The sequence below is a fragment of the Paracidovorax anthurii genome (assembly GCF_003269065.1).
GTDB classification, from domain to species: Bacteria; Pseudomonadota; Gammaproteobacteria; order Burkholderiales; family Burkholderiaceae_C; genus Paracidovorax; species Paracidovorax anthurii.
In genome coordinates, this window is sequence record NZ_QLTA01000002.1 from 197,522 (window position 1) to 222,356 (window position 24,835).

The following is a 24,835-nucleotide window of genomic DNA, read 5'->3' on the forward strand; positions in this document are numbered from 1 at the left end:
GTCAGCGCCCGGCACCCAGCACCCGCCGCTGGATGCCACATGCGTGCAGATCCGGCAGGGCCCGGGTGCCGGGGCCTGTCCGCAGCCCGTGGTGCGCTGACGAGGCTGTGTCCTTCCATTCATCCACACGAAAGGTTTTTCCCATGTCATCGCTTTCCCATGTCGTGGCGGACTTCGATCCCGCCCTGGTCTTTCACCCGCCCGGGGCGTGGTCCCAGGGCCGCACGGTGTACGGCGGGCTGACCGCGGCGCTGTCGCTGCAGGCCGCGCTGGGTGCCGTGCGAGGCACGGCGCCGCCGTTGAAGGCCGCGCAGATCCTGTTCGCCGGCCCGGCCGGGGGGGCGCTGACATTCCAGCCCACCGTGCTGCGCGAGGGCAAGTCGTCCCGGTCTGCGGCGGTGGATTGCGTGGGGGATTCGGGGGTGGCGGTGCGTTCGACCTTCCTGTTCGCGCAGGCCAGGCCCAGCCGCCTGCAGCGTGCGCCCTGCGCGGCCCCGGTGGTGGCGCCGCCGCACGCCTGCCCGACATACGACGACGACGGGAAGGGGCCCGCGCTGCTGCAGAATTTCGAGATCCGGTTCGCGGGCGCGGCGCGCCCCCTCTCGGGCAGTCCCGAGCCTGAACTGGTGGCCTGGGTCCGGCACCGTGGCGCGGACCACGTCGATCCCGCGGTGGCGCTGGTGGCCCTGGCGGATTGCCTGCCGCCAGCGGACCTGGCGTGCCTGACCGAGTTCGTTCCGGTGAGTTCGATGACCTGGTCGTTCGAGCTGCCGCAGCCCGCGGCCGCGGGCGAGTGGTTCCTCCTGCGCTCCCACAGCGTGCATTCCGTCTCGGGCTACACCCTGCAGGCCATGGAGGTGTGGGATCAACAGGGCCGGCTGGCGATGAGCGGCCAGCAGACGGTCGCGCTGTTCGGGTAGTGGAGGATCACTCGTCGATCGCGGCGCTCCAGCGGCTGCCCCAGTCGCGCGCCTGGTCGATTTCGCGGCGGTCGCGCTTGGTGGGGCGGCCGTCGTGCAGGCTGGCCGCGGGCTCGGGGGCTAGGCGGCGCATCTCGGCCGCGCGCTCGCGGGCGGCGAGGCTCTCGGCCGTTTCTTCGTAGAGCTGCTGCGCGATGGGGGCCGGCCCGCGCACGCCGCTGAGGCCGCGCACGATCACGGTGCGCGGGATCTGGCCCTGGCGCAGCGCCACGGTGTCGCCGCAGCGCAGTTCGCGGGCCGCTTTCGCGGCCTGGCCGTTCACGGTGACGCGGCCCTTGCCGATTTCTTCCACCGCCAGCGCGCGCGTCTTGTAGAAGCGCGCGCACCACAGCCATTTGTCCAGGCGCATCGATTCGGGAGGGGTCATGGGCCCGATTGTCCCCGAGCCGCCGCGCCCGTGCCATCGGCCGGGGCCGCCGCCGGGCGCAGCGGCAGCCGCACGATGGCGTCCAGGCCGATGACATGGCCGCCGGCCTCCCGGTTGGCGAGTTCGATGTGTCCGTCCAGCGCCTGCACGATCTCCTGGCAGATCGCCAGGCCCAGGCCCGAGCCGGTGCGCACGTCGCCGGCCGAGAAAGGCTGGAAGAGCCGCTGCGCCAGCTCCGCGTCGATGCCCGGCCCCTGGTCGGAGACGGTGAGCGCCGCGTGCCGGCCATCGCAGCGCAGGTCCACCGAGAGCACGCCCGAGCACGGGGAATGGCGGATGGCGTTGTGCAGCAGGTTGCGCGTGAGCTCGCGCAGCATCCATTCGTGCGCCTGGATGGGCGCCGCGTCCGTGTGGATGCCGAAGTCCAGGTCCTTCTGGGCGATGAGCGGCGAGATCTCCAGCGCCACGCTGCGCAGGACTTCGTCGAAGCGCGTGCGGGGCGCCTCGCTCTGCTGGCGCAGTTGCTCCACCTTGGCGAGCGCGAGCATCTGGTTGGCGAGCTGCGTGGCGCGCTCCACCGTGTCCTGGATCTCCCGCAGCGCCTGCTGGGGCGGCGCGTCGCCGCGCAGGGCCGACTGCACCTGCGTCTTGAGCACGGCCAGGGGCGTGCGCAACTGGTGGGATGCGTCGCGCACGAAGCGCTTCTGGTGCGCGAGCAGGTGCGCCAGGCGCTGCATGACGTGATTGGTGGCCTCGATGAGCGGCTGCAACTCGCGCGGCGCGGCCGGCGCGGCGATGGCCCGCAGATCGTCGCCGGGGCGCTCCTGCAGGTGGTCGCTGAGCTGGCGCACGGGCCGCATGGCGCGCTGCACCACCACCACCACGATGAGCGCGATGACCAGCGCGAGCAGCGCCTGCCGCGCGAGCGTGGCCCAGAGGATCTGCAGCGCGAGGGTGCGGCGCAGCTCCAGGGTTTCGGCCACCTGGATCACGGCCATGCCGCGCCCCGTGGCGCTGGCCACGGGCTGCAGCAGCACGGCCACGCGCACGGGTCGGCCGCGGAATTCGTCGTCGTAGAAGTCCACCAGCGCCGAGTACGGCGGGCGCGCGGGAATGCTGCCGCGCCAGAAGGGCAGGTCCGCGAAGCCGGACACCATATCGCCGTGCAGGTTGGAGACGCGGTAGAACATGCGGCTCTGGTTGTCGGCCTCGAAGGCCTCCAGCGCGGAGTAGGGCACGATGGCGCGCAGCCGCGCCGCTTCGTCGTAGCCGTTCACGTCGATCTGCTCGCTGATGGTCTTGGCCGAGGCGAGCAGCGTGCGGTCGTAGGCGGTGTGCAGGGCGGCGAGCGTCTGTCGGTAGAGGCTGGCGGTGTTGTAGGCGATGAAGAGCGCCGCGGGCACGAGGATGCCCAGCAGCAGCTGGCGGCGCAGCGAGTGCGCGCGGCGTGGCGGTGCGGCGGCGCTCATGGATCGGCCTTGAGCAGGTAGCCCAGGCCGCGCAGCGTCATCAGCGTGAGGCCGGTGCCGGCGAGCTTCTTGCGCAGGCGGTAGACGACCACCTCGATGGCCTCGTACTGCACGTCGAGCTGGCCCGGGAAGACCAGCTCGTAGAGGCGCTCCTTGGCCACGGCGTGGCCCGGCTGGGCGAGCAGAGCGTGCATGAGGGCCAGCTCGCGCGGGGTGAGCTCCATGACCTCGTTGCCGAGGTAGATGGCACCGCTTTCCTTTTCGTAGCGGATGGCGCCCAGGGCCATCGAGGTGGGCGCGGGCCGGGCCTCCGGCAGGTCGCCGATGCGGCGCACCAGCGCGCGCAGGCGCGCCTCCAGCTCGTCCAGGTCGAAGGGCTTGGGCAGGTAGTCGTCGGCGCCGGCATTGAGGCCCAGCACGCGGTCGCCCACGGTGCCGCGCGCGGTGAGCAGCAGCACGGGCGTGCGCAGGCCCTGCGAGCGCGCCTGCTGCAGCACCTGCAGGCCGTCCAGGCCGGGCAGGGTGAGGTCCAGCACCACGGCATCGGGCGGCCGCGCCGTCCATTGCGCCAGGGCCGCGCGGCCGTCGCCGAGCGCCGTCACTTCCATGCCCCGGCGCGCCAGCGAGCGCTGCAGCGTGGCCTGCATGGCGGGGTCGTCTTCCACGAGAAGCAGTTGCATGCGCGGGACCATAGCATTGCCCCGGCGGAGGCATCGCATGGGTGTTTTCCCTGAGTCGGAGGACAGCCGTTTGACAGGAAGCGGGCGCATCATCGGCCCCGTTCCGCATACAACGAAATCAAGGAGACAAGCATGCGCCGCGATACCTTCCTCAAATCCCTGGCGGCCCTCGCCGCAGCGGGGGCGTTGCCGCTGCCGGCCAGCGCCGCCAGCGCGATCCGGATGCTGCTGCCCGCCAATCCCGGCGGCGGCTGGGACACCACCGGCCGCGCCCTGGGCAAGGCGATGCAGGATGCCGGCGTGGCGTCCTCCGTCACCTACGACAACAAGGGCGGCGCGGCCGGCGCTATCGGGCTGGCGCAGTTCGTCAATTCCGCCAAGGGCGATCCCAACGCGCTGATGGTGATGGGCTCGGTGATGGTGGGCGGCATCATCACCGGCAAGCCGCCCGTGAACCTGTCGCAGGCCACGCCGGTCGCGCGCCTGACCAGCGAATACAACGTGTTCGTGCTGCCCGCCAACTCGCCCTACAAGTCCATGGCCGAGGTGATCGCCCAGCTCAAGAAGGACCCGGGCAGCGTGAAGTGGGGCGGCGGCTCGCGCGGTTCCACCGAGCACATCGCGGCCGCGATGATCGCGCGCGAGGTGGGCGTGGACCCGGCCCGGATCAACTACGTGGCGTTCCGGGGGGGCGGCGAATCCATCGCGGCCATCCTGGGCGGCAACGTGACCATCGGCGGCGGCGGCTACAGCGAGATGGCCGAGTACATCAACACCAAGAAGATGGTGCCCGTGGCCGTCACGTCGGGCCAGCGCCTCAAGGGCTCCGCGGTGCCCACGCTGAAGGAGCAGGGCATCAACGTCGAGATCGGCAACTGGCGCGGCGTCTATGCCCCGCCCGGCATCAGCGCGCAGCAGCGCAAGGCGCTCATCGACATGGTCGCGCAGGCCATGAAGAGCAAGAGCTGGGCCGAGTCCATGGAAAAGAACGACTGGACCGCCGCCTGGCTGGCGGGCGACGAGTTCGGCACTTTCGTGGACGCGGAGTTCGCCAGCATGCGCGCCACCATGGTCAAGGCCGGCATGGTCTGACCCGCGGGCCGGCCGCCTACCCCCCACCGCTTCGTCCGCGCCCCCGCGCGCAGGGCCGCCACCCCGCCGTGGCGCGTGCCTGCGCGCATGGAGCCCGGGCGGGTTTTCCCCCCGGAGGACATTTCCACCATGACAGAGCCTCTTGCACCTTCCCCCACGGCCGTGTCCGCCAGCGACGGCGACGCGGGCGCCGTGCCTTCCCGGCGTGCCCAGACCATCGTGGGCTGCGGCGTGCTGCTCACGGCGGCCGCGCTCGCCGCGGGCGCGCTGCAGATCCCCGGCGATGCCGGCTACGGCGGCGTGGGCCCCAATTTCCTGCCCTGGCTGGTGGCGGCCGTGCTGGCCGTGTGCGGTGGTTTCCTGCTGTGGGAGGCGCTCTCCGGCGGCTTCCGCTCCATGGGGGAGCCGGGCGGTGCCGCGCGCGCCGACAAGCAGGCCTTCGTCTGGGTGTCGGCCGGGCTGCTGCTCAATGCCGCGCTGATCGGCACCGTGGGCTTCATCCTGAGCTGCACGCTGTGCTACCTGCTCGCCGTGCAGGGCCTGCGCCGCGCGGCCCACCAGCCGGCGGCGGGCGCGGCGCGCACCTGGGCCGTGGATGCGTTCACGGGCCTGGCGATTTCCGCGCCCGTGTTCTGGGCGTTCACGCAATTCCTGGCGATCAACCTGCCGGGCCTGACGCAAACGGGGTGGCTGTGATGATGGACATTTTCAACGCCCTGCTGCAGGGCTTCGCGACGGCGGCCACGCCCGCCAACCTGCTGTGGGCCCTGGTGGGCTGCGCGCTGGGCACGGCCGTGGGCGTGCTGCCCGGCATCGGCCCGGCGGTGGCCGTGGCCATGCTGCTGCCCATCACGGCCAAGGTGGAGGTGACGGCCTCCATGATCTTCTTCGCGGGCATCTACTACGGCGCCATGTACGGCGGTTCCACCACCTCCATCCTGCTCAACACGCCGGGCGAGACGGCGAGCATGGTGACCGCGATGGAGGGCAACAAGATGGCCAAGAGCGGCCGCGCGGGCGCGGCGCTCGCCACCGCGGCCATCGGCTCGTTCGTCGCGGGCACCATCGCCACGGTGGTGGTGACGCTGTTCGCGCCCTCGGTGGCCGAATTCGCCGTGAAGCTGGGCCCGCCCGAGTACTTCATGCTGATGGTGCTGGCCTTCACCACGGTGAGCGCGGTGCTGGGCCAGAGCACGGTGCGCGGCCTCACGGCGCTGTTCGTGGGGCTGGCGCTGGGCTGCATCGGCATGGACCAGATCTCCGGCGCGGCGCGCTACACGCTGGGCCAGCCTGAGCTGCTGGACGGCATCGATATCGTGCTGGTGGCCGTGGGCCTGTTCGCCGTGTCCGAGGTGCTGTACGCCGCCATGTACGAGGGCCGGCAGGTGGACACGCGCAACGCCATGGGCCGCGTGCACATGACGGCGCGCGACTGGAAGCGCTCGGTGCCGGCCTGGCTGCGCGGCACGCTGCTGGGCACGCCGTTCGGCTGCATTCCCGCCGGCGGCACCGAGATCCCGACCTTCCTGAGCTATGCCGCCGAGAAGAAGCTCGCCAAGGGCGAGAACCGCGAGGAGTTCGGCACCAAGGGCGCCATCGAGGGCGTGGCCGGCCCCGAGGCCGCCAACAACGCCACGGTGACGGCCGCGCTGATCCCGCTGCTCACGCTGGGCATTCCCACCTCCAACACCACGGCCGTGCTGCTGGGCGCGTTCCAGAACTACGGCATCAACCCGGGGCCGCAGCTGTTCACCAGCTCCGCCGCGCTGGTGTGGGCGCTGATCGCCTCGCTCTACATCGGCAACGTGATGCTGCTGGTGCTGAACCTGCCCATGGTGGGCCTGTGGGTGAAGCTGCTGAAGATCCCCAAGCCGCAGCTCTACGCGGGCATCCTGATCTTCGCGACGGTGGGGGCCTACGGCATGCGCCAGAGCGCGTTCGACCTGTTCCTGCTCTACGGCATCGGCCTGCTGGGCGTGATGATGCGGCGCTTCGATTTCCCCACCGCGCCCGTGGTGGTGGGCATGATCCTCGGGCCGCTCGCCGAGGCGCAGATGCGCAACGCGATCTCGATCGGCGAGGGCAGCTGGTCGGTGTTCGTGACCCGCCCGATGTCGCTCGCGCTGATCGTGATCGTGGTGGCGGTGCTGGTGCTGCCGCGCCTGCTGCGCGGCTGGGCGGCGCGCCGCCTGCAGATGGCGCAGGCGGCCTGACCGGCGCTCAGGTTCGAGCGGTACGGGCCGCGGTCGGTTCCAGCGGGGCGCCTTGGGGCGCCCCGTTGTCCTTGGCCTTGTCCTTTTGCGGGGCGGTGGCGCTGCTGCCGCGCTTGAGCCACAGGTAGAGCCCGCTGCCCAGCACGATGATGGTGGCGATGTCCAGCAGCGCCCAGAGGATCTGCATCGGCATGCCGGCGTAGTCGCCGAAGTGCAGGGGCTGCGAGATGAGCAGGGCCGTGAGGTACCACGGCAGCTCCGGCGCGGCCGTGACCTGCGCGGTGCGGGCGTCCACCAGCACGGGCTGGTAGAGCTTGGAGGTCAGCGGCTCGCTGCCGTGCAGGAAGAACGTGTTGTGGTGCGGGCTGGAGAACGCCGTGCCGGGGAAGGCGATGAACGACAGCTTGGTGCCCGGCGCGCGTTCGAGCGCCGCGTCCAGCGACTTCTGCACCGAGCCGCGCTCGGCCGGCGGCGTGACCGGCTGGCCCGCGTAGGGCACGAGCAGCGCCGAGAGCTGGTCGTGCTGCCAGTATTTGATGACCAGGTCGGCCCAGGTGTTGATCATGCCCGTGCCGCCCACGACGAAGGCCCACACCAGCGTGACGATGCCCAGCAGGTTGTGCAGGTCGAGCCACTTCACGCGCGCCGAGCGGTCGCGCCGCACCTCGCCGAATTCGAGCTTGCGCATGAAGGGCGCGTACAGCACCACGCCGCTCACGATGGCCACGAGCAGCAGCAGCCCCATGAAGCCCAGGAACAGCTTGCCGGCCAGCCCCGCGAACAGGTCCACGTGCAGCTTGTACATGACGTACATGAAGCCTTCGTCGAAGCGCGGCTGCGCCAGCACCTCCCCGGTGCGCGCGTCCACCGCCACCGAGCGGAAGTCGGTGGAGGGCTCCGGCGTGTGGGTGAGCGTGACGAACCAGAGGTCCTGGCTGTCCTCGGCCTGCGAGACGAACTGCACGATGCGGTCCGGGTGCTGCGCGCGGGCGACCTCCAGCACCTTGTCCAGGCTCACGCGCGGCGTGTTCGCGGGCATGGCCGGCGCCTCCACCTCGGTGCCCAGCAGGTGGCCGATTTCGTGGTGGAAGATCAGCGGCAGGCCCGTGAGGCACAGCAGCAGCATGAACACGGTGCACACGAGGCTGCTCCACTTGTGCAGCCAGGACCAGGTCTTGAGGGCGCTGGGGGTCATGTCGTCGTTCGTTCTGCGTGGGGAGGGTGGAAGGGAGGGGCGGAACTCAGAAGTCCACGCTGGCGCTCAGCGTGAAGGTGCGGGGCGCGCCCACCACCAGGTAGCCCGCGCCGGGGTAGCCGCCGGCCGAGGCCCAGTAGTTGCGGTCGGCCACGTTGTCCACGCGGGCGCGCAGGGTCACGAGGCGGCCGCTCCACTCGGTGGCGTAGCGCACGCCCAGGTCCAGGCGCGTCCAGCCGGGCACGCGCAGGGTGTTGGCTGCGTCGGCATAGCTCGCGCCGGTATAGACGAGGCGCGTGTCCAGCGCCAGGCCGCGCACGCCGGGCACGTCCCATTCCACGCCGGCATTGGCCTGCAGGCGCGGCACGCCGATCACGCGGTTGCCGTTGAGGGCGGCCACGCCGGTCTCGCGCTGCTTCGCGTCCAGCCAGGTCACGCCGCCGAGCACGCGCAGGCCCCGGGCGGCTTCGCCCTGCAGGTCCAGTTCCACGCCGCGGTGGCGGTCCTGCCCGGCGGTGCTGAACACGTTGGCCGCGGTCACGTAGGCGCGGGGCCGGGTGATGTTGAAGAGCGCCAGCGAGCCGCGCAGGCGGCCGCCGTCGTATTTGATGCCCACTTCCTTCTGCTTGGCCACGTAGGGCGAGAGCTGCTGGCCGCGGTTGGTCACGGGCGTGCCGTTGGCGGTGGCCGGCGCGGTTTCGCCCTGGCTCAGGCTCTCGGCGTAGTTGCCGTAGAGCGACCACTGCGGCGCGACCTTGAACACCAGGGCTGCCAGGGGGCTGTTGTGGCTCTGGTCATATTGGCTGAGCAGGGCGGAGGTGCCGTAGGCGTAGTCGGAGACCTCCATCCTCTGGTGCCGCAGGCCCAGGGTGAGCTGCACCGTGTCCTGCGCGAAGGACAGCGTGTCGCCCAGCGCGAAGCTCGTGAAGCGCGTGCGGCCGGTGAGGTTGGGGCTGGCGAGCGAGCCGCCGTAGAGCGTGTTCGCGCTGAACGCGGGCAGGCCGCGCGGGGTGTACTGGTAGAGGCTGGAGGGCAAGGTGTTCTGCCAGTCCATCGCGTAGGCGTTGTCCTTCTCGGCCTCGAAGTACGACAGCGAGGCCACCCAGGCATGGCCCACCGCGCCGGTGCGCAGCTTGCCGCGCACGCCCAGCTCGCCCGTGTCCACGCGGTCCTTGCGGGTGTTGTCGAAGCGGTAGGTGTTGCCCGCGCCCGTGGCGGCGTTGGTCACCGTGAGGTTGGCGAGCGAGTTGGCCTCCTCGCCGCGCCGCAGGCCCCAGGCGCCCCAGGCGGTCACGTCCGGGGAGAGGTCCACCTCGCCGCGGAAGGTGCCGAACACGTCGCGCTCGTTGGAGTAGGCCCAGGGCTGGGAGAAGTTGGCGGAGGCGTCGGGCGCGGCGGGCACCGACGAGAGGCCGCTCAGCGTCACGTTGGGTCGCGATCCCTTGAGCTTGTGCTCCTGCCAGCCGATGTCGCCCGAGAGGCGCACGTCGCGGCTGCGCCAGTCCAGGCCCAGGGCCACGAGGCCGAGCTGGGCCTTCTCGTGGTCCACGGCGGTGTCGCCGTCCTGGTAGGCGGCATTGAAGCGGATGCCGGTGCCGCCGTCGGGGCCGAAGCGGCGGCCGATGTCCACGGCCGCCTCGCCCCGGCCGCCCGAGCCCGTGCCCACCGTGACCCGCGACAGGGGCTCGTTGGGCGCGCGCTTGGGCAGCAGGTTGACCGAGCCGCCGATGCCGCCGCCCGCGGGCGCGGCGCCCGAGACGAAGGTGGAGGCGCCGCGCAGCACTTCCACGCGCTCGAACAGCTCGGTGGCGATGTACTGCCGGGGCAGCAGGCCGTAGAGGCCGTTGTAGGCGGTGTCGTCCGAGCCGAGGATGAAGCCGCGGATGAAGTACGACTCCTGGAAGTTGCCGAAGCCGCGCGCCACGCGCACGCCGGCATCGTTTTGCAGCACGTCGCCGACGCTCTTGGCCTGCTTGTCCTGGATCAGCTCGTTGGTGTAGCTGGTGATGCTGAAGGGCGTCTCCATGCCGTCGCGCGTGCCCAGGATGCCCGCGCGGCCGCCGCGCGCCACCTGCCCGCCCGGATACGCGGGCGAGAGGCCCTGGGCCGAGGCATCGGCGCTCGCGCCCACGGTCACCGTGGGCAGGGCCGGGGTGTCGGCGCCGGCGGCGGGCGCGGCCGGCGTGGCGGATTGCGCGGCGGCCTGCTGCCCCAGGAGGGCGAGCGCGAGGGACGCGGCGATGGCGATGGGGTGGTGGCGGTTCATGGTCGGGGTGCCTGGGCGGGAGGGGGAGGAAAAGAGGAGGGGCGCTGGAGCGGTACCGGGGCTTCTTGTGTGCCTGGGAGGCTCCATGTCGCCGTATTTGTTGGGTTTCTTGCTATTGAAATGGGAGCGATCGGGTGCGGACCGGCGTCAGGCCCGGTGCGGCCGCTGGACCCAGCCGAACCACGCCATGGTGGCGACCGGCACGCCCAGCGCGAACCACGACCACACGTCGCCCAGGCCCTCGGACACCAGGGCGCTGAGCAGGCCGCTGGTGGTCAGCACGCCCAGGGCGATGGGCCAGCCCCACAGGCGCCCGGCGCGGTGCGTGGCGGAGGCCATGGGAGCGGACGGCGCGGGCCGCGACGGGGTCGGATCGGAAGGAGGCATGGGCGGGGGCTTGGGCGTGCGAGGGGAGGAGAAGGCGCCGGCACGGATCGGCACAGCGCGCCCCGGGGACGTCCGGTCCGCCGGGGCTCCCCACCAGGGCACTGTTTTGCAAGGCGGTCATTCTAAAAGATATTGCGAATGGTTCGCATTGAAATCCGGGTATTGCGGCAGATTCCACGGTGCGCGGCTCTGGCCGAGCGCCTCCGGCCGTGGTTGAATGTCGGCCGTTCGGTGGCTCGTTCTGCCCTGGCGGCCGCCACCCCCTTTTTTGGAGGAATCCATCCATGACCATAGGAAAAACCACCCCGCTCCTGCTCGCAGCCCTGGCCCTGTCATCGTGTGGCGGGGGGGGCGGCGCCAACGTCGATTACGACTTCAATGTCCGCCCCAGCTACCTCTCCGGGCTGCAGCAGACCACCTACGACGGCGTGGGCGACGACCTGCTCACCGCCGGCATGGGCCGCACCGGCCTGCAGGACACGCAGGCGCCGGGCTACCAGGGCAGCCAGCCCACGGCCGAGGAGCTGCGGCGCAACGCCATCTTCGCGAACTACCGCGCGCTGGTGGACATCACCGACGCGGGCGGCTACGGCACCCTCTACGGCCCCAACGTGGATGCCCAGGGCCGGGTGACCACGGGCGAGGGCCTGATCGCCGGCGTGGAGGCCATCGCCTATTCGGACGACGGCACCGGGCGGCGCAACATCACGCTCATGGTCCAGGTGCCCGATTCGTTCGACCGCGCGCGGCCCTGCATCGTGACCGCGACCGCCTCGGGCTCGCGCGGCATCTACGGCGGCATCGCCACGGGCGAATGGGGCCTGAAGCGCGGCTGCGCGGTGGCCTACACCGACAAGGGCACGGGCACGTCGCCGCACGACCTGCAGAACGACACGGTAGCCCTGATCGACGGCACCCGCACGACGGCCACGCTCGCGGGCACGCGCGCGGCCTTCAACGCGGGCCTCTCGGCCGACGAGCTGGCCGCCTTCAACGCGGCCACGCCCCGGCGGCTGGCCTTCAAGCACGCACACTCGGGCCAGAACCCCGAGAAGGACTGGGGCACCGCCACGCTGCAGGCGGTGGAGTTCGCCTTCTACATGATCAACGACCGCTTCGGCGATCTCTCGCCCGGGGGGCAGCGGCTGCGCAACTACAAGCCCGCCAACACCATCGTGATCGCGTCGAGCCTCTCCAACGGCGGCGGCGCGGCCATCGCCGCGGCCGAGCAGGACACGCAGGGCCTGATCGACGGCGTGGCCGTGTCGGAGCCGGCGGTGCAGATGCCCGCCAACGCGGGCGTCACCGTGCAGCGCGGCGGGCGCAACGTGGCCGTCAACGGCCGCCCGCTCATCGACTTCGTGACCGAGGCGCACCTCTACCAGTCCTGCGCGGCCCTCGCGCCCTCGCTCGCCTCCACCCCCTTCGCGGCGACCTTCGCGACCAGCTTCGCTGACCCGGCGTTCCCCGTGGCGCCCAACCGCTGCGCGGCGCTGCGCGCGCAGGGCCTGCTCACGGCCACGACCACCAGCGCCCAGGCCGAGGAGGCCCTGGCCCGCCTGGTGGCCTACGGCTGGGAGCCCGAATCCGGCGTGCAGCATGCGTCCTTCGCGGCATTCGAGGTGGCGCCGGCCATCGCCGTCACCTTCGCCAGCGCGCTGTCGCGCACCGGCGTGAGGGACAACCTCTGCGGCTACAGCTTCGCGGCCACGTCGGCCACCGGGGCGGTGACGGCCCTCGCGCCCGCGGTGCTGGCCGACATGTTCGCCACCGGCAGCGGCATTCCGCCCACGGTGGGCGTGCAGATCGTCAACGACCGCAGCCGGGGCGCGCCCGCGCGCGACCTGTTCTCGTTCAACGCGGCCGGCGTGCCGACCTGGAACTTCGACGGCGCGCTGTGCCTGCGCAACCTCGTGACCGGCTCCGACGCGGCGGCGCTGCGCCTGCAGGCGGGGCTCGACGAGACGCGGCGCAACGGCAACCTGCGCGGCAAGCCCGCGATCATCGTGCACGGCCGCGACGACGCGCTGCTGCCCGTGAACCACACGTCGCGGCCCTACACGGCCCTCAACCGCCGGGTCGAGGGCGCGGCCAGCCAGCTGCGCTACATCGAGGTGACGAACGCCCAGCACTTCGACGGCTTCATCGGCCTCACGGCCGCGCTGCCCGGCTACGACACGCGCTACGTGCCGCTGCACGTGTACCTGAACCGCGCGCTCGACGCGATGTACGAGCACCTGGTCAACGGCCAGCCCCTACCGCCGAGCCAGGTGGTGCGCACGGTGCCGCGCGGCGGCACGCCCGGCGCCGCGCCCGCCATCACGGCGGCCAACGTGCCGGCCATCGCGGCCACGCCGGCCGCGGGCAACGTGATCACGGTCACGAGCGGCGCGATCTCCGTGCCGGACTGACACGGCACCCGAAGCGGCCGCGCGCTGGCGCCGCGGGCGCGCCAAACCCCCGCCCGGGGCGGGGTTGCTGCGGCCCGCAGGGCGCGGGCCGGGGCTAGAGTGGGGGCAGCCCCACTTTCAGGAGAGTCGCCATGCCTGTCCGATCTTCCCGGCAAACCCGCTCCCTGGCCCGCCAGGGCACCGCCCTGGCGATGGCCGTGCCGCCCGTCGTGGCCCACCGCGTGGCGCGCATGGCGCTGGCGGGCGCCATGCCCTCGGAGAGAGACCAGCGCGAATTCGGCCGCATGGTGGCCGAGAAGCAATGGGCGTTCGCCCGCTCCTGGGCCGCCATGGGCATGCAGGCCCTGCGGGCGCAGCAGACCCTGGGCGCCGCGATGCTGCGGCTCTGGTGGACGCCCTGGAGCCTCGCGGCCGGCCCGGCGCTGGCCCGGCAATGGCAGGATGCCGCCGCCGGCGTGCTCGGCAAGGGCCTCGCGCCCGTGCGGCAGACGGCCGTGGCGAATGCCCGCCGGCTGTCGCGCACGCCGCTGGGGTGAAACCACAACCCCCTGTGGCGTTGCGCGCCTCGGTGCAGCCGCCAGAGGCAGCAGCTCTTCAGTGCCGTCCAAGCCTGCGCAGGCAGGCTTGGAGCCGCGGCCTTCAGCCCCTTCTCCTGCGGGAAGGGGGACGACGCCGGTGGCCGGGCCAAGCCCGCTCCACGGCGTCCGCTGGCATGGTCTGCTCCGCGGCCTCCGGACGAGGGACGCAGCGCCGGTTTCATGCGTCGCGGGTGGCGCGCAGCGCTATGGAAATGGATATGGGTTTGCCATCCAGGAGAAAACCAGGCGCGAAGCGGCAGGCCGTGCGGCAGCACGGCAAAGCGAAGCAACGCAGTGATCTTTTGGATTGCGGAGCCGCAGGGCAGGGCCCGTCAGGTCCGGTCGTCGGCCGGGCGCGGGCCGTGCGGCCGCTGGTGGTGGCGCGCGCGCTGGGGATGGCAGGGCGCGTGCGCGCAAAAGAGGTGGCGGTAGCGCGTGGGCGCGCAGGGAGTGGCCTTGGGGGGCTGGAACCGGTTGTCGGGGGTCATGGCGGTCTTCCGTTCCTGGGGCGGGGAGGGGGCCGGCACGCCGCCCCATCCAGGCGGCGCGCCGTGCCGGCGGGCGTTACTTCGCGGCGACCTTCTCGGGCATGGCCGAGGAGTGGTGGTGGGCGATCTTCCAGTCGCCGCCGGTGTACTCGTACACGTAGGTGTAGCGGGCATGCACCTTCTTGCCGTCCTTGAACGTGAACGTGTAGGTGCCCACGTCCTGCGCCACGTTGCAGCCGATCTTGACCACGCGGCTGTCGATCTTGCCTTGCGGATGGCCCTTCAGGAACTTCACGAAGTAGTCATGGATCTGGGGGCTCGTCGTGCGCGGCTGGTTGGACACGGTGGCCAGCAGCACGCCATCGGGCGCGTAGTTGGCCACGACCTTGTCCGGATCGAGCGTCTGCAGCGACGCGTTCCAGCGGTCGAAGAGGGCCGTCACCTGTTGCTCGGTGACGGGCTGGCAGCCTGCTGCGGCGGCCGGGGCCTGTGCGAACACAGGGGCCGAGAGGCCAAGCACGGTGGCTGCGATGGAAGCTGCGCGGATCATGGTCATGAAACTTTCCTTGAGGTCGATGATGTCGCCGTTTCCGGCGCCGCCCCGTCGATCGGGGCAGGACTTCATTGTTCGGCGCGCGCATTAACCCAGCCCTGACAGCCGCGTGAAAGTGCGCTGACGCGCACATGAACGCAGGATGAATGCGCGCGCTCCCCCGGCCCGGCATTTCTCGCGCAGCACGAAGGATGGCGCGCCTCGGTTTTTCATGGCGCGGCGGATGGCGCCCGCGCTGCGCTTCCCGTCCGATGGCCGCGGAGCAGGCCACGCCAGCGGACGCCGTGGAGCGGGCTCCGCCCGGCCACCGGCGTCGTCCCCCTTCCCGCGCGCAGCGCGAGAGAAGGGGGAAGGCGCGCAGCGCCACAGGGGGTTGCCCCCTTAAACCGTACTGTCGTCGAGCCGGTAGCCCAGGCCGCGCACGGTCTTGAGCAGGGCCACCGGGTGGCCCTCGTCGATCTTGGCGCGCAGGCGGCGCACGTACACGTCCACCACGTTGGTGAGCGGGTCCTCGTGCAGCCCCCAGACGTTGGAGAGGATGCGCTCGCGGCTGCACAGGCGCCCCGGCGCGCTCATCAGCAGCTCCAGGAAGGCCAGCTCCTTGGCGGTGAGGGCGATGGGCCTGCCCGCGCGGCTGGCCTGCATGCGTTCCAGGTCCAGCACCAGGTCGGCCACCTGCAGGGAGGTGGCCTTGGGCCGCTGCTCGCGGCCCCGGCGCAGCAGCGCCTCGATGCGCGCGAGCAGTTCCTCGAAGGCGAAGGGCTTGGTGAGGTAGTCGTCGGCGCCGAGCTTCAGGCCGTTGACCTTGTCCTCGATGGTGCTCAGGGCCGTGAGCATCAGCACCGGCACCTGCACGCCCTCGGCCCGCAGCGACTGGCACAGGTCCAGCCCGGTCATGCCGGGCAGCATGACGTCGAGGATCAGCAGGGCATGCCCGCCGCCGCGCGCCAGCTCCAGGCCTTCGGTTCCGGTGCGCGCGAGCTGCACGCCGTAGCCCTCGGCGCGCAGGCCCCGCTGCAGGAAGTCGGACACGCGGGGATCGTCTTCCACGATCAGGATGTGCGCCATGCTCATCGGGTCGCCTCCTGGCGGGGCTCGGGAAGGGGAGAGGGGGTGGTCGGGGTCATGCGGTACGTTGCTCGGGCGCCGGCGCGGCGGGTGCTTCCACGCAGTCCTGCGGCAGGTGGATGCGCACCGCGGTGCCGCCGGGCTGGGTGCTGTGGATGGTGATGGCGCCGCGGTGGGCCTCGACGATCGACTGGGCGATGGACAGGCCGATGCCCGTGCCGTCCGCGCGGTGCGCGCGCGCGCGACTGCCGCGCATGAAGCGCTGGAAGACGAGCGGCAGTTCCTGCGCGTCGATGCCGATGCCTTCGTCGCGCACCTCGATGTCGAGCCCGCCGTCCGCGCCGGGCTGCCAGCCCAGCCGCACGGTGCCGCCGTCGTGCGAATAGCGCACGGCGTTGTCCAGCACGATCATGAGCGCCTGCCGCAGCCGGTCGGCGTCGGCGTGCAGCAGGGGGGCGTCGGCCAGCTCGTCGTCGTCCGGGGAGGGGGATCCGCCGGGGGGGGATTCCAGGCGCACGTGGATGCCGTGCAGGGCGCCCAGCGCCTCGGCCTGCTCGGCCGCGTCGCGCAGCAGGGCGCCCAGGCACATGCGGCCGGGCCGTATCGCGAGCCGGTCGGCCTCCGCGCGGGCCACGAGCATCAGGTCCTCGACCACGCCGGTGAGCTGCTCCACGGCGCCCACGATGCGCGCCAGGGTCTGGCGGTATTCGGTGGCCGGACGGTCGCCGCCGCGCAGGGCGATCTCGGCCTCGCCGCGGATGGCGGTGGCGGGGGTGCGCAGCTCGTGGCTCAGGTCGGCGAAGAGCTGCCGGCGGCGCTCGTCGCTGCGCTGCAGCGCCTCGTGGGCGGTGCGCAGCTCGGCGGTGCGGGCTTCCACGGCGTCTTCCAGGCGCCGCCGCGCGGCGTCGGCCATGCGGTGGTGCTCCTGCAGCTCGGCAGCCATGGCGTTGAAGTGCTCGGCCACGCGGTCGAATTCGTCGCCCGAGCCGGTCTCCACCCGGTGGTCGAGCGCGCCGGCCTGCAGGGCGCGGGTGCCGGCGAGCAGGCGGTCCAGCGGCCGCTGCAGGCGGCGCGTGAGGTGCACCGCGAGCACGATGGCGGTGGCCAGCGTGAGCACCGCCAGGCCCACGGCCTGGGTGCGCAGCTCGTGCAGGCCGCGTTCGGTGTCGGCGCGGGCGATGGGCACGGCGCGGCGCTGCCGCTCGATGGCGCCGCTCAGCAGCTCGCGCAGGTCGCGGCCGTTCGCCATGTCGAACACCTGGTTCAGCTCCTGCCACACCGAGGCGAACTCCGACCCGGGCTGCAGCGGCTGCAGCAGCATGAGGCGCGCCTGCACGGCGGCGATGTTGTTGTCGAACAGCCGCGCGGCGGCGTTCAGTTCGCGCACCTCGGGCGGTGTCTCGATGCCCTCGTGCTCGGCCATCTCGGCCCAGAGCGCGGTGTCGCGCTCCGTAAGCTGGCGCAACTGGGCCGCGTTCTTCTTCATGCTGGCCAGCAGCGCGTCGCGCACCTCGACCGAGGCATCGACGTTCATGAGCCGCTGCGAGGCCCACACGCGCAGGCGCTGCTTGTTGGCGGCCAGCTCATTCAGCTCGGAGAGGATGTCGCTCGCCAGGCGGCTGTGCTGGGTGAAGTTGTAGACGCGGGTCGATCCCCAGTAGACGAAGGTGGCCTGGGCGCACACCAGCGCCACCAGCGCGGCGAAGGCCAGGGAGAGGCGCAGTCGGAACATGGGGACTCCTGGGGCTAGGCGACGGGCGCGGGCTCTTCCCAGCCCGCGAGGTGCTGCCGCGCGATCTGGCTCAGGGCGGTGATCCAGGCGTTGTCGCCGTTCAGGCAGGGGATGTAGCGGAACTCGCTGCCGCCCGCGTGCAGGAAGGCTTCGCGCGCTTCCTGGTTGATCTCCTCCAGCGTCTCCAGGCAGTCGCTGGTGAAGCCGGGGCACATCACGTCCACGCTGCGCGTGCCGCCCCGGGCCATGGCGACGAGCGTGGGCTCGGTGTAGGGCTCCAGCCACTTCGCCTTGCCGAAGCGGGACTGGAAGGTCACGCGCCAGCGCTCCGGCGGCAGCCCCAGGGCCCCGGCCAGCAGCGACGCGGTGGCCAGGCATTCATCCCGGTAGGGGTCGCCGCGCAGCACGGCGCGCTCGGGAATGCCGTGGAAGCTCATCACCAGTTGCTCGGCGGGGCCGCCCTCGCGCTGCCAGTGCGCGTGCACGCTCTGCGCCAGCGCGGCGATGTAGCCGGGGTGGTCGTGGTAGGTGTTCACGAAGCGCAGCTCCGGCAGGCGCCGCGTGCGCGTGGCATAGGCGCACACGTCGTCCACCACGCTGGCCGTGGTGGTGCCCGAATACTGCGGATAGAGCGGCAGCACCAGCACGCGCTCCACGCCCTCGGCCTGCAGGGCCTGCAGCTGCGCGGCGATGGACGGCTGGCCGTAGCGCATCGCGTGGCGCACCGGCACGCGCAGGCCGGCCTCGCCCAGCCAGCCGCGCAGCAGCGTGGCCTGCCGCTGCGTCCACACGGCGAGCGGCGAGCCTTCGGGCATCCAGATGCTGGCGTACTTGGCGGCGGATTTGGCGGGGCGCACGCGCAGGATGATGCCGTGCAGGATGGGCAGCCAGGCCAGGCGCGGGATCTCGACGATGCGCGGATCGGAGAGGAACTGCGCCAGGTAGCGCCGCAGCGCGGGCGCCGTGGGCGCATCGGGGGTGCCCAGGTTGCACAGCAGCACGGCGGTGCGGGGCGGCGGGGCGGGCTGGAAGCGGTCTGCGGCGGGTGCGGGCATGGAATGCGTCGGAATGGAAAGGGGCGTTCGTGCGCCAAGGGCCGCAGGCATTGTGGCAAAAGGCTGCGCTATTCTCGGCCACCATGCTCGACACCGCCCGCATTCGCGCCATTACCCTCGATCTCGACGACACCCTCTGGCCGATCTGGCCCACCATCGGCCGTGCCGAACAGGTGCTGCGCGCCTGGCTCACGCCGCGCGCGCCGGCCACCGCGGCGCTGCTGGCCGATGCCGGGGCCGCCGCCGAGATCCGCGCCGAGGTGGTGCAGGCCCATGCCCACCTCGGCCACGACCTGAGCGCCCTGCGCCGTGAAAGCATCCGCGCGGCCCTGCGGCGGGCCGGCGACGACGAGTCGCTCACCGATGCGGCGTTCGATCTTTTCTTCGCCGAGCGCCAGCGCGTGGAGCTGTACGACGACGCCATCGCTGCGCTCGAATTCCTGGCCATGCGCCATCCGCTGCTGGCGTTGACCAACGGCAACGCCAACCTGGGCCTGATCGGCATCGACCGCTACTTCCAGGGCAGCGTGACGGCGCGCGAGTTCGGCGTGGCCAAGCCCGATCCGCGCATCTTCCATGAGGCGGCCGGGCGCCTCGGCGTGGCGCCGGAAGCGGTGCTGCACGTGGGCGACGATGCCACGCTCGATGCCTGCGGCGCGCGGCAGGCCGGCATGCAGGCCGTCTGGATCAACCGGGGCGGCGCGGCGTGGCCGCACGGGGGCGAGGCCCCGGCCACCGTGGAAGACCTCACGGGCCTGTGCCGCCTGCTCGCGCCCGCGCTGGGCGCCGCTCACCAGCGCAGCGGCGAGCTGCCCGGCGGCTCCGAGCGCCTTTCGTAGCGCGCCGGCGTGCGTTCCAGCACGGCGCTGGGGCGCACGGCCCGCAACCGGCCGAAGCCCGAATCCACTTCTTCCAGGTAGGGGCCGAAATCCGGCTTCGCGGCCTGCAGCCCGCCGGGCACGCGGCCCAGGCCGCGCAGCCAGTGCCCCGTCTGCGCGAGCGACACCTGCACATGCCAGCTACCGCCCTCCTGCTGCTGGCGGCGCAGCGCGGCCGCCGCGCCGAAGGCCATGAGCCAGCCGCTGGCCTGGTCGAGGATCTGCATCGGCAGCGCGCGCGGCCGGCCGCTGCCGTCGGCCTCGCCCTCGGCGTGGTTGAAGCCCATGGCGGTCTGCACCAGCGAATCGAAGCCCCGGCGGCCGGCCCATGGGCCCTGCGTGCCATAGGCCGTGAGCGACACGCAGACGATGCCCGGGCGCCGCCCGGCCAGCGCCTGCGGCGAGAACCCGAGCGCGCCCAGGCCCCCGGGCCGGTAGCCCTGCGAGAACACGTGCGCGCCTTCCGCCGCCTGCCAGAGCGCATCGCGCCCTTCGGGCGTGCGCAGTTCGGCGTGTGCCGAACGCTTGCCGCGGCTCGTGTCCGCGATCGCCTCGATGTTGGGCAGGTGCGGCGCATTGATGAGCAGGGTGTCCGCGCCCAGCGCGGCCAGCGCGCGCCCGGCCACCGGGCCGGCGAGCACGCGGGTGAGGTCGAGCACGCGCACGCCGGCCAGCGGCCGCGCGCCGTCCGCCAGCGGCGGCAGCGCCAGGGGCGGCGCATCGCCGATGCGTTCGATCGACATTGCCGGCTGTGCGGCGATGGCCTGTCCCTGGGGCGTGGCGTCCCACCCGGCGAAGGTGCGCAGCGCGGTGGCCACCAGCCCGCGTTCGGCGGCGGCGGTCTCGAAATCCAGCGCGCCCCAGCCGGCCATCGCCCGCTCGGCGTCGGCGCGTGCGGCGGTCTCCGGCGGCAGCCCCAGCAGCCGCAGGGCACCGTCCCGGTGGTGGGCGAAGTTGGCGTGCACCCGCACATGGCCGTCCGCGCAGCGGTAGAGGCCCGAGAACGTGTCCCACGGGTCGGGCACCACGCCGTCCAGCGCGAACCAGCCCGAACACTCCACGGCCGCGTGCAGCGCATCGACCGACACGCGCTGGCGCTCACCGCCGCGCACGTGACCCAGCTCGCAGGCGGCCAATGCCGCGGCGGCGATGGAGGCCTGCGCCGCGGTGCCCACCGCGAACGACGACGGGAACACCGGGTCGCGCCCCGGTAGGTCGAGCCATTCGAGCGCCTGCCCGGGCAGCCCGGCCAGGCGCCACAGTGCGGCGACGGGGGAATCGGATGAAGGCATGTGTGCACTCCCTTGAAGCAGCCGGTTGGGCAGGGGTTTGACCGCAGGCCCGGCCCCGCCATGCTGGCAGAAGGCCGGAGTAAGAATGAATTGCTATTGAATTAATAGCAAATTATTGAATGGATACGGCGGCATGGGGCTCGTTTGGCTTCAAGCATGCATCTGCGGTGCCGCCGGCTGGCCTTACGTGCCCAGGAATGCGCGCAGCGCGGCCAGCGTCTCTTCCGGCGCTTCGGTCATCTGGTGGTGGCCCACGGGCAGCATTTCCACCCGCACGCCGAGCCCCGCCGCGCGCGCGGCGTCGATCAGGCCTTGCGCGGCGCGCGGCGGCGTCATCTGGTCCTGCGCGCCCAGCGCGAACAGCACCGGGCAGGCGAGGGCGGCGATGGCGGCTTCCGCACCCGCGTAGCGGTCGCAGGCCACGAAGCCGCGGTGGAACACGTTCACCGCCGGGTTGCCACGCAGCACGCGCCGCCCCAGCGCCAGGCCCACGCCGAAGGCCCAGAAACCCGCGCCCGAGGGCGATGCGAGGCTGGCGCGCGAGAACACGTTCACCATGCGCAGCGCCTTCTCGGGCTCGTGGAGCGACGCCTCGATGAGCGCGGGCGAGACCTTCATCGGGTAGGCCGTGCCCACCAGCGCGAGGTGGCTCGCGGCGGGCCCGAGCCGCGCGGCCGCCTCCAGCGCGATCAGCGACCCCCAGCTGTGGCCCGCGAGCGCGGCGCGCTCCACGCCCAGCGCGCGCAGCAGCGCCACCACGAAATCCGCCGCCTGCTCCACGCTTTCGGGCGCATCGCCCCGGCTGCGCCCGTGGCCCGGCAGGTCCACGGCCAGCACGTTCCAGCCATGGTGCGCCAGATGGCGGCTCTGCCAGCCCCAGACGCTGTGGTCGTTGACCACGCCGTGCACCAGCACGAGGGTGGGGCGCGCCGCGTCGAAGGGCCTGCCGCCCGTGTAGCAGTAGGCCGCGTGGCCGTTCACGGTCACCTGCATCACGCACCCACCTTTCCATGGCCGGCCTTCTCGGCGGCCTTGAGCGCGCGCTTCAGGTCGTCGATGAGATCGTCCGCGTCCTCCAGCCCGATCGAGAGGCGGATGGTGCCCTGCGTGATGCCGGCCTGCGCGAGCGCCTCGTCGTCCATGCGGAAATGCGTGGTGCTGGCCGGGTGGATCACGAGGCTGCGGCAGTCGCCCACGTTGGCGAGGTGGCTGAACACCTTGAGCGACTCGATGAAGGCTCGGCCCTGGGCGCGGTCGCCGCGCAGGTCGAAGCTGAACACCGAGCCCGCGCCGCGCGGCAGCAGGCGCCGCGCGAGCGCATGGCTCGGGTGGGACTCCAGCAGCGGATGGCCCACGCGCGCCACGAACGGGTGCGCGGCCAGGAACTCGACCACCCGCTCGGTGTTGCGCATGTGCCGCTCCATGCGCAGCGGCAGCGTCTCGATGCCCTGCAGGATCAGCCAGGCCGTGTGCGGGCTCATGCAGGCGCCGAAGTCGCGCAGCCCCTCGCGGCGCGCGCGCAGCAGGAAGGCGCCCACGGTGGACTCCTCCGAGAACACCATGCCGTGGAAGCCCGCGTAGGGCGCGGACAGCTCGGCAAAGCGCCCCGAGGCGTCCCAGTCGAAGCCGCCCGAATCCACCAGCACCCCGCCGATCACAGTGCCGTGGCCCGAGAGGAACTTGGTGGCCGAGTGGTGGACCAGATCGGCCCCGTGCTCGAAGGGCCGGATCAGCCAGGGCGAGGTGAGGGTGGAGTCCACCAGCAGCGGCACGCCCGCCGCGTGCGCGATGTCGGCCACGGCGGGGATGTCCAGCACATCCAGGCCCGGGTTGCCCACGGTCTCGCCGAAGCAAAGGCGCGTCTCGGGGCGGATGGCCGCGCGCCAGCCGTCCAGGTCGCCGGGCCGCACGAAGGTGGTCTCGATGCCGAAGCGCCGCAGCGTGTAGTGCAGCAGGTTCTGCGAGCCGCCGTAGAGGGCGGTGCTGGCCACGATGTGCCCGCCCGCGCCCATCAGCGTGCCGATCGCCAGGTGCAGCGCGGCCTGGCCGCTGGCCACCGCGATGGCGCCCACGCCGCCCTCCAGGGCCGCCACGCGCTGCTCCAGCACCGCGTTGGTGGGGTTGCTGATGCGGCTGTAGACGTGGCCGGGGCGTTCGAGGTTGAAGAGCGAGGCCGCGTGGTCGCTCGACTCGAAGACGAACGAGGTCGTGAGGTGGATCGGGACGGCGCGCGCGCCGGTGGCCGGATCGGGCACGGCGCCCGCGTGCAGCGCCAGCGTGTCGAAGCCGGGGTCGGAATGGCCGGGCATCCGTTGTCTCCTGTGTGTGATCGCAGCGCAACATTGTGGGCTATATTGCGCGGACAACCCGACCCCCTCTGGCCCGCGCCCCGGCCGCGGAGCCCCCCAGGAGACCTCCCCCATGAAAGTCAGCGACATCCTTCGCGTCAAAGGCAACACCCTCTACACCGTCATTGCCGACGAGCCCCTGGCGAACGCCATCGAGGTCATGGCCGAGAAGGACATCGGCTCCCTGGTGGTGATGGACCACGGCGACCTCGTGGGCATGCTCACCTTCCGCGAGGTCATCCAGGCCGTCGTGAAGAACGGCGGCGGCGTGGGCACGCTGCTCGTGCGCTCGGCCATGGACGACGCGCCCCTCACCTGCACGCTCGAGACCGAGATGGACGAGGTGCGCCGCATGATGCTCAACCGCCACGCGCGCTACATGCCGGTGATGGACAAGCGGATGCTCATGGGCGTGGTCAGCTTCTACGACGTGGCCAAGGCCGTGGTGGACAGCCAGAACTTCGAGAACAAGATGCTCAAGGCCTATATCCGCGACTGGCCTGAACAAGAGGATGCCCGCCCGGCGGTCTGAGGCGGTTTGCAGGCTCCAGGGGGTTCCATGTCGGCGTCCCCGCTATGGAGTTTGCTATTGAAAATATAGTGGCCGCGGGGCCCGCGGTCGCCACCGCCCGGGCGCCGGAGCCCATGCGAGGCTCTGGGATAATCCCGGCCCATGAGCGGCAACACACTCGGTACCCTATTCGCAGTCACCAACTTCGGTGAATCCCACGGCCCGGCCATCGGCTGCGTGATCGACGGCTGCCCTCCGGGCATGGCGCTTTCCGAGGCCGACATCCAGGCCGACCTCGACCGCCGGCGCCCCGGCACCAGCCGCCACGTCACGCAGCGCAGTGAGCCCGATGCCGTCGAGATCCTCTCCGGCGTGTACGAGGGCCGCACCACCGGCACCCCCATCGCCCTGCTGATCCGCAACACCGACCAGCGCAGCAAGGACTACAGCAACATCGCCGAGAGCTTCCGCCCCGGCCACGCCGACTATGCCTACTGGCACAAGTACGGCCTGCGCGACCCGCGCGGCGGTGGCCGGTCGTCCGCGCGCCTCACCGCGCCCACCGTGGCCGCCGGCGCCGTGGCGCGCAAGTGGCTGCACGAGAAATACGGCGTGCAACTGCGCGCCTGCATGACCCAGCTGGGCGAGCTGGAGATCCCGTTCGAGAGCTGGGAGCACGTGCCGGCCAACCCCTTCTTCGCGCCCGTGGCCGACGTGGCGCGCTTCGAGGACTACATGGACGCGCTGCGCAAGGCGGGTGATTCCTGCGGGGCGCGCCTGCGCGTGCAGGCGAGCGGCATGCCCGTGGGCCTGGGCGAGCCGCTCTACGACAAGCTCGATGCCGACATCGCCCACGCCATGATGGGCCTCAACGCCGTCAAGGGCGTGGAGATCGGCGCGGGCTTCGCGAGCGTGGCGCAGCGCGGCACCACGCACGGCGATTCGCTCACGCCCCAGGGCTTCGCCGGCAACAACGCGGGCGGCGTGCTGGGCGGCATCAGCACCGGGCAGGACATCGAGGTCTCGATCGCCATCAAGCCCACCAGCTCCATCATCAGCCCGCGCGAATCCATCGACGTGCACGGCCGCAGCACCGAGGTCGTCACCAAGGGCCGGCACGACCCCTGCGTGGGCATCCGCGCCGCGCCCATCGCCGAGGCGCTGCTGGCCATCGTGCTCATGGACCACGCCCTGCGGCACCGCGCCCAGTGCGGCGACGTGGTGCCGGCGGTGGCGCCGATCCGCGCGTCGTTCCTGTAATCCGGACCGGCC

23 protein-coding genes are annotated in these 24,835 nt (G+C 72.0%); 9 read left to right on the top strand and 14 right to left on the bottom strand.

Annotated features, from left to right (window positions below; translation table 11 throughout):
* The first annotated feature begins 143 nt into the window (after window positions 1-143).
* The gene (locus AX018_RS02010) at window positions 144-920 is read left to right on the top strand and encodes a thioesterase family protein (RefSeq protein WP_111875638.1); all 777 of its coding nucleotides are present in this window, start codon (window positions 144-146) and stop codon (window positions 918-920) included.
* A 7-nt stretch (window positions 921-927) separates the two neighbouring features.
* Here AX018_RS02010 and AX018_RS02015 read toward each other — a convergent pair whose 3' ends face one another.
* The 3 genes from AX018_RS02015 to AX018_RS02025 are packed head-to-tail and all read right to left on the bottom strand — an operon-like array spanning window position 928 to window position 3,496.
* A complete protein-coding gene (locus AX018_RS02015) occupies window positions 928-1,347 on the bottom strand; it encodes an RNA-binding S4 domain-containing protein (RefSeq protein WP_111875639.1) in 420 nt (139 codons plus the stop codon).
* Entirely contained in the window at window positions 1,344-2,816 is a 1,473-nt protein-coding gene (locus tag AX018_RS02020) for a sensor histidine kinase (RefSeq protein WP_111875640.1), read from the bottom strand. Before AX018_RS02020 ends, AX018_RS02015 begins: the two co-directional genes overlap by 4 nt.
* Entirely contained in the window at window positions 2,813-3,496 is a 684-nt protein-coding gene (locus tag AX018_RS02025; RefSeq protein ID WP_111875678.1) for a response regulator transcription factor, read from the bottom strand. The genes AX018_RS02020 and AX018_RS02025 overlap by 4 nt, the downstream gene beginning before the upstream one ends.
* 132 nt (window positions 3,497-3,628) lie before the next feature.
* Between AX018_RS02025 and AX018_RS02030 the strand changes: the two genes are divergently transcribed.
* The 3 genes from AX018_RS02030 (at window position 3,629) to AX018_RS02040 (ending at window position 6,801) form a co-directional block, all read left to right on the top strand.
* Entirely contained in the window at window positions 3,629-4,588 is a 960-nt protein-coding gene (locus AX018_RS02030) for a Bug family tripartite tricarboxylate transporter substrate binding protein (RefSeq protein WP_111875641.1), read from the top strand.
* A gap of 129 nt (window positions 4,589-4,717) precedes the next feature.
* Complete coding sequence (locus AX018_RS02035; RefSeq protein ID WP_111875642.1) at window positions 4,718-5,284, top strand: tripartite tricarboxylate transporter TctB family protein; 567 nt, start codon at window positions 4,718-4,720, stop codon at window positions 5,282-5,284.
* Between the two features lie 2 nt (window positions 5,285-5,286).
* Window positions 5,287-6,801 (top strand): tripartite tricarboxylate transporter permease, encoded by a 1,515-nt coding sequence (locus AX018_RS02040; RefSeq protein ID WP_111875679.1) that lies wholly within the window; start codon window positions 5,287-5,289, stop codon window positions 6,799-6,801.
* A 7-nt stretch (window positions 6,802-6,808) separates the two neighbouring features.
* Here AX018_RS02040 and AX018_RS02045 read toward each other — a convergent pair whose 3' ends face one another.
* From AX018_RS02045 to AX018_RS02055, 3 genes are all read right to left on the bottom strand, one after another.
* The gene (locus AX018_RS02045) at window positions 6,809-7,996 is read right to left on the bottom strand and encodes a PepSY-associated TM helix domain-containing protein (RefSeq protein ID WP_111875643.1); all 1,188 of its coding nucleotides are present in this window, start codon (window positions 7,994-7,996) and stop codon (window positions 6,809-6,811) included.
* Between the two features lie 46 nt (window positions 7,997-8,042).
* Window positions 8,043-10,262 (bottom strand): TonB-dependent receptor, encoded by a 2,220-nt coding sequence (locus AX018_RS02050; RefSeq protein WP_111875644.1) that lies wholly within the window; start codon window positions 10,260-10,262, stop codon window positions 8,043-8,045.
* A 147-nt stretch (window positions 10,263-10,409) separates the two neighbouring features.
* On the bottom strand, window positions 10,410-10,649 hold the full coding sequence (locus AX018_RS02055; protein ID WP_353618463.1) for a hypothetical protein: 240 nt from the start codon (window positions 10,647-10,649) through the stop codon (window positions 10,410-10,412).
* Window positions 10,650-10,933: 284 nt separating this feature from the next.
* Between AX018_RS02055 and AX018_RS02060 the strand changes: the two genes are divergently transcribed.
* Both AX018_RS02060 and AX018_RS02065 read left to right on the top strand, forming a co-directional pair.
* Entirely contained in the window at window positions 10,934-13,060 is a 2,127-nt protein-coding gene (locus tag AX018_RS02060) for a D-(-)-3-hydroxybutyrate oligomer hydrolase (RefSeq protein ID WP_111875646.1), read from the top strand.
* Window positions 13,061-13,191: 131 nt separating this feature from the next.
* Window positions 13,192-13,596 (top strand): polyhydroxyalkanoate granule-associated phasin, encoded by a 405-nt coding sequence (locus AX018_RS02065; protein WP_111875647.1) that lies wholly within the window; start codon window positions 13,192-13,194, stop codon window positions 13,594-13,596.
* A gap of 374 nt (window positions 13,597-13,970) precedes the next feature.
* Here the strand turns inward: AX018_RS02065 and AX018_RS25125 are convergent, their stop codons facing one another.
* From AX018_RS25125 to hemH, 5 genes are all read right to left on the bottom strand, one after another.
* The gene (locus AX018_RS25125; RefSeq protein ID WP_170146161.1) at window positions 13,971-14,126 is read right to left on the bottom strand and encodes a hypothetical protein; all 156 of its coding nucleotides are present in this window, start codon (window positions 14,124-14,126) and stop codon (window positions 13,971-13,973) included.
* A gap of 76 nt (window positions 14,127-14,202) precedes the next feature.
* On the bottom strand, window positions 14,203-14,682 hold the full coding sequence (locus tag AX018_RS02075) for an SgcJ/EcaC family oxidoreductase (RefSeq protein WP_111875680.1): 480 nt from the start codon (window positions 14,680-14,682) through the stop codon (window positions 14,203-14,205).
* A 378-nt stretch (window positions 14,683-15,060) separates the two neighbouring features.
* Window positions 15,061-15,753, bottom strand: a complete 693-nt coding sequence (locus tag AX018_RS02080; RefSeq protein ID WP_111875649.1) for a response regulator transcription factor — start codon at window positions 15,751-15,753, stop codon at window positions 15,061-15,063.
* Window positions 15,754-15,802: 49 nt separating this feature from the next.
* A complete protein-coding gene (locus AX018_RS02085) occupies window positions 15,803-17,479 on the bottom strand; it encodes a sensor histidine kinase (RefSeq protein WP_111875650.1) in 1,677 nt (558 codons plus the stop codon).
* Between the two features lie 14 nt (window positions 17,480-17,493).
* Window positions 17,494-18,534 carry a ferrochelatase gene (hemH, locus tag AX018_RS02090; RefSeq protein WP_111875651.1) on the bottom strand — a complete coding sequence of 347 codons (1,041 nt, stop codon included), beginning with the start codon at window positions 18,532-18,534 and terminating at the stop codon, window positions 17,494-17,496.
* 83 nt (window positions 18,535-18,617) lie between these two features.
* Here hemH and AX018_RS02095 point away from each other — a divergent pair, with 83 nt between their 5' ends.
* Complete coding sequence (locus tag AX018_RS02095; protein ID WP_111875652.1) at window positions 18,618-19,373, top strand: HAD family hydrolase; 756 nt, start codon at window positions 18,618-18,620, stop codon at window positions 19,371-19,373.
* Here the strand turns inward: AX018_RS02095 and AX018_RS02100 are convergent.
* The 3 genes from AX018_RS02100 to AX018_RS02110 form a co-directional block, all read right to left on the bottom strand.
* Complete coding sequence (locus AX018_RS02100) at window positions 19,325-20,704, bottom strand: CoA transferase (protein WP_111875653.1); 1,380 nt, start codon at window positions 20,702-20,704, stop codon at window positions 19,325-19,327. The two genes, AX018_RS02095 and AX018_RS02100, sit on opposite strands and share 49 nt — an antisense overlap.
* Window positions 20,705-20,887: 183 nt before the next feature.
* Window positions 20,888-21,697: an alpha/beta fold hydrolase gene (locus AX018_RS02105; protein WP_111875654.1), complete on the bottom strand. Its 810-nt coding sequence runs from the start codon at window positions 21,695-21,697 to the stop codon at window positions 20,888-20,890.
* Window positions 21,697-23,013, bottom strand: a complete 1,317-nt coding sequence (locus AX018_RS02110; protein WP_111875655.1) for an O-acetylhomoserine aminocarboxypropyltransferase — start codon at window positions 23,011-23,013, stop codon at window positions 21,697-21,699. Before AX018_RS02110 ends, AX018_RS02105 begins: the two co-directional genes overlap by 1 nt.
* A gap of 112 nt (window positions 23,014-23,125) precedes the next feature.
* On the opposite strand from AX018_RS02110, the gene AX018_RS02115 reads away from it, so the two are divergent.
* Both AX018_RS02115 and aroC read left to right on the top strand, forming a co-directional pair.
* Window positions 23,126-23,584 (top strand): CBS domain-containing protein, encoded by a 459-nt coding sequence (locus AX018_RS02115; protein WP_111875656.1) that lies wholly within the window; start codon window positions 23,126-23,128, stop codon window positions 23,582-23,584.
* A gap of 141 nt (window positions 23,585-23,725) precedes the next feature.
* On the top strand, window positions 23,726-24,823 hold the full coding sequence (gene aroC / locus AX018_RS02120) for a chorismate synthase (RefSeq protein WP_111875657.1): 1,098 nt from the start codon (window positions 23,726-23,728) through the stop codon (window positions 24,821-24,823).
* Window positions 24,824-24,835 lie beyond the last annotated feature (12 nt).

What these genes read in the sequence shown, in the direction of transcription:
- AX018_RS02035 (WP_111875642.1), top strand. Translation starts at nt 4,718, where the DNA reads ATGACAGAGCCTCTTGCACCTTCCCCCACGGCCGTGTCCGCCAGCGAC.
- AX018_RS02055 (WP_353618463.1), bottom strand. Translation starts at nt 10,649, where the DNA reads ATGCCTCCTTCCGATCCGACCCCGTCGCGGCCCGCGCCGTCCGCTCCC.
- AX018_RS02040 (WP_111875679.1), top strand. Translation starts at nt 5,287, where the DNA reads ATGGACATTTTCAACGCCCTGCTGCAGGGCTTCGCGACGGCGGCCACG.
- AX018_RS02100 (WP_111875653.1), bottom strand. Translation starts at nt 20,704, where the DNA reads ATGCCTTCATCCGATTCCCCCGTCGCCGCACTGTGGCGCCTGGCCGGG.
- AX018_RS02060 (WP_111875646.1), top strand. Translation starts at nt 10,934, where the DNA reads ATGACCATAGGAAAAACCACCCCGCTCCTGCTCGCAGCCCTGGCCCTG.
- AX018_RS02030 (WP_111875641.1), top strand. Translation starts at nt 3,629, where the DNA reads ATGCGCCGCGATACCTTCCTCAAATCCCTGGCGGCCCTCGCCGCAGCG.
- AX018_RS02115 (WP_111875656.1), top strand. Translation starts at nt 23,126, where the DNA reads ATGAAAGTCAGCGACATCCTTCGCGTCAAAGGCAACACCCTCTACACC.
- AX018_RS02080 (WP_111875649.1), bottom strand. Translation starts at nt 15,753, where the DNA reads ATGAGCATGGCGCACATCCTGATCGTGGAAGACGATCCCCGCGTGTCC.
- aroC (WP_111875657.1), top strand. Translation starts at nt 23,726, where the DNA reads ATGAGCGGCAACACACTCGGTACCCTATTCGCAGTCACCAACTTCGGT.
- AX018_RS02050 (WP_111875644.1), bottom strand. Translation starts at nt 10,262, where the DNA reads ATGAACCGCCACCACCCCATCGCCATCGCCGCGTCCCTCGCGCTCGCC.
- AX018_RS02015 (WP_111875639.1), bottom strand. Translation starts at nt 1,347, where the DNA reads ATGACCCCTCCCGAATCGATGCGCCTGGACAAATGGCTGTGGTGCGCG.
- hemH (WP_111875651.1), bottom strand. Translation starts at nt 18,534, where the DNA reads ATGCCCGCACCCGCCGCAGACCGCTTCCAGCCCGCCCCGCCGCCCCGC.
- AX018_RS02075 (WP_111875680.1), bottom strand. Translation starts at nt 14,682, where the DNA reads ATGACCATGATCCGCGCAGCTTCCATCGCAGCCACCGTGCTTGGCCTC.
- AX018_RS02110 (WP_111875655.1), bottom strand. Translation starts at nt 23,013, where the DNA reads ATGCCCGGCCATTCCGACCCCGGCTTCGACACGCTGGCGCTGCACGCG.
- AX018_RS02010 (WP_111875638.1), top strand. Translation starts at nt 144, where the DNA reads ATGTCATCGCTTTCCCATGTCGTGGCGGACTTCGATCCCGCCCTGGTC.
- AX018_RS02020 (WP_111875640.1), bottom strand. Translation starts at nt 2,816, where the DNA reads ATGAGCGCCGCCGCACCGCCACGCCGCGCGCACTCGCTGCGCCGCCAG.
- AX018_RS02085 (WP_111875650.1), bottom strand. Translation starts at nt 17,479, where the DNA reads ATGTTCCGACTGCGCCTCTCCCTGGCCTTCGCCGCGCTGGTGGCGCTG.
- AX018_RS02105 (WP_111875654.1), bottom strand. Translation starts at nt 21,697, where the DNA reads ATGCAGGTGACCGTGAACGGCCACGCGGCCTACTGCTACACGGGCGGC.
- AX018_RS02065 (WP_111875647.1), top strand. Translation starts at nt 13,192, where the DNA reads ATGCCTGTCCGATCTTCCCGGCAAACCCGCTCCCTGGCCCGCCAGGGC.
- AX018_RS02045 (WP_111875643.1), bottom strand. Translation starts at nt 7,996, where the DNA reads ATGACCCCCAGCGCCCTCAAGACCTGGTCCTGGCTGCACAAGTGGAGC.
- AX018_RS02095 (WP_111875652.1), top strand. Translation starts at nt 18,618, where the DNA reads ATGCTCGACACCGCCCGCATTCGCGCCATTACCCTCGATCTCGACGAC.
- AX018_RS02025 (WP_111875678.1), bottom strand. Translation starts at nt 3,496, where the DNA reads ATGCAACTGCTTCTCGTGGAAGACGACCCCGCCATGCAGGCCACGCTG.
- AX018_RS25125 (WP_170146161.1), bottom strand. Translation starts at nt 14,126, where the DNA reads ATGACCCCCGACAACCGGTTCCAGCCCCCCAAGGCCACTCCCTGCGCG.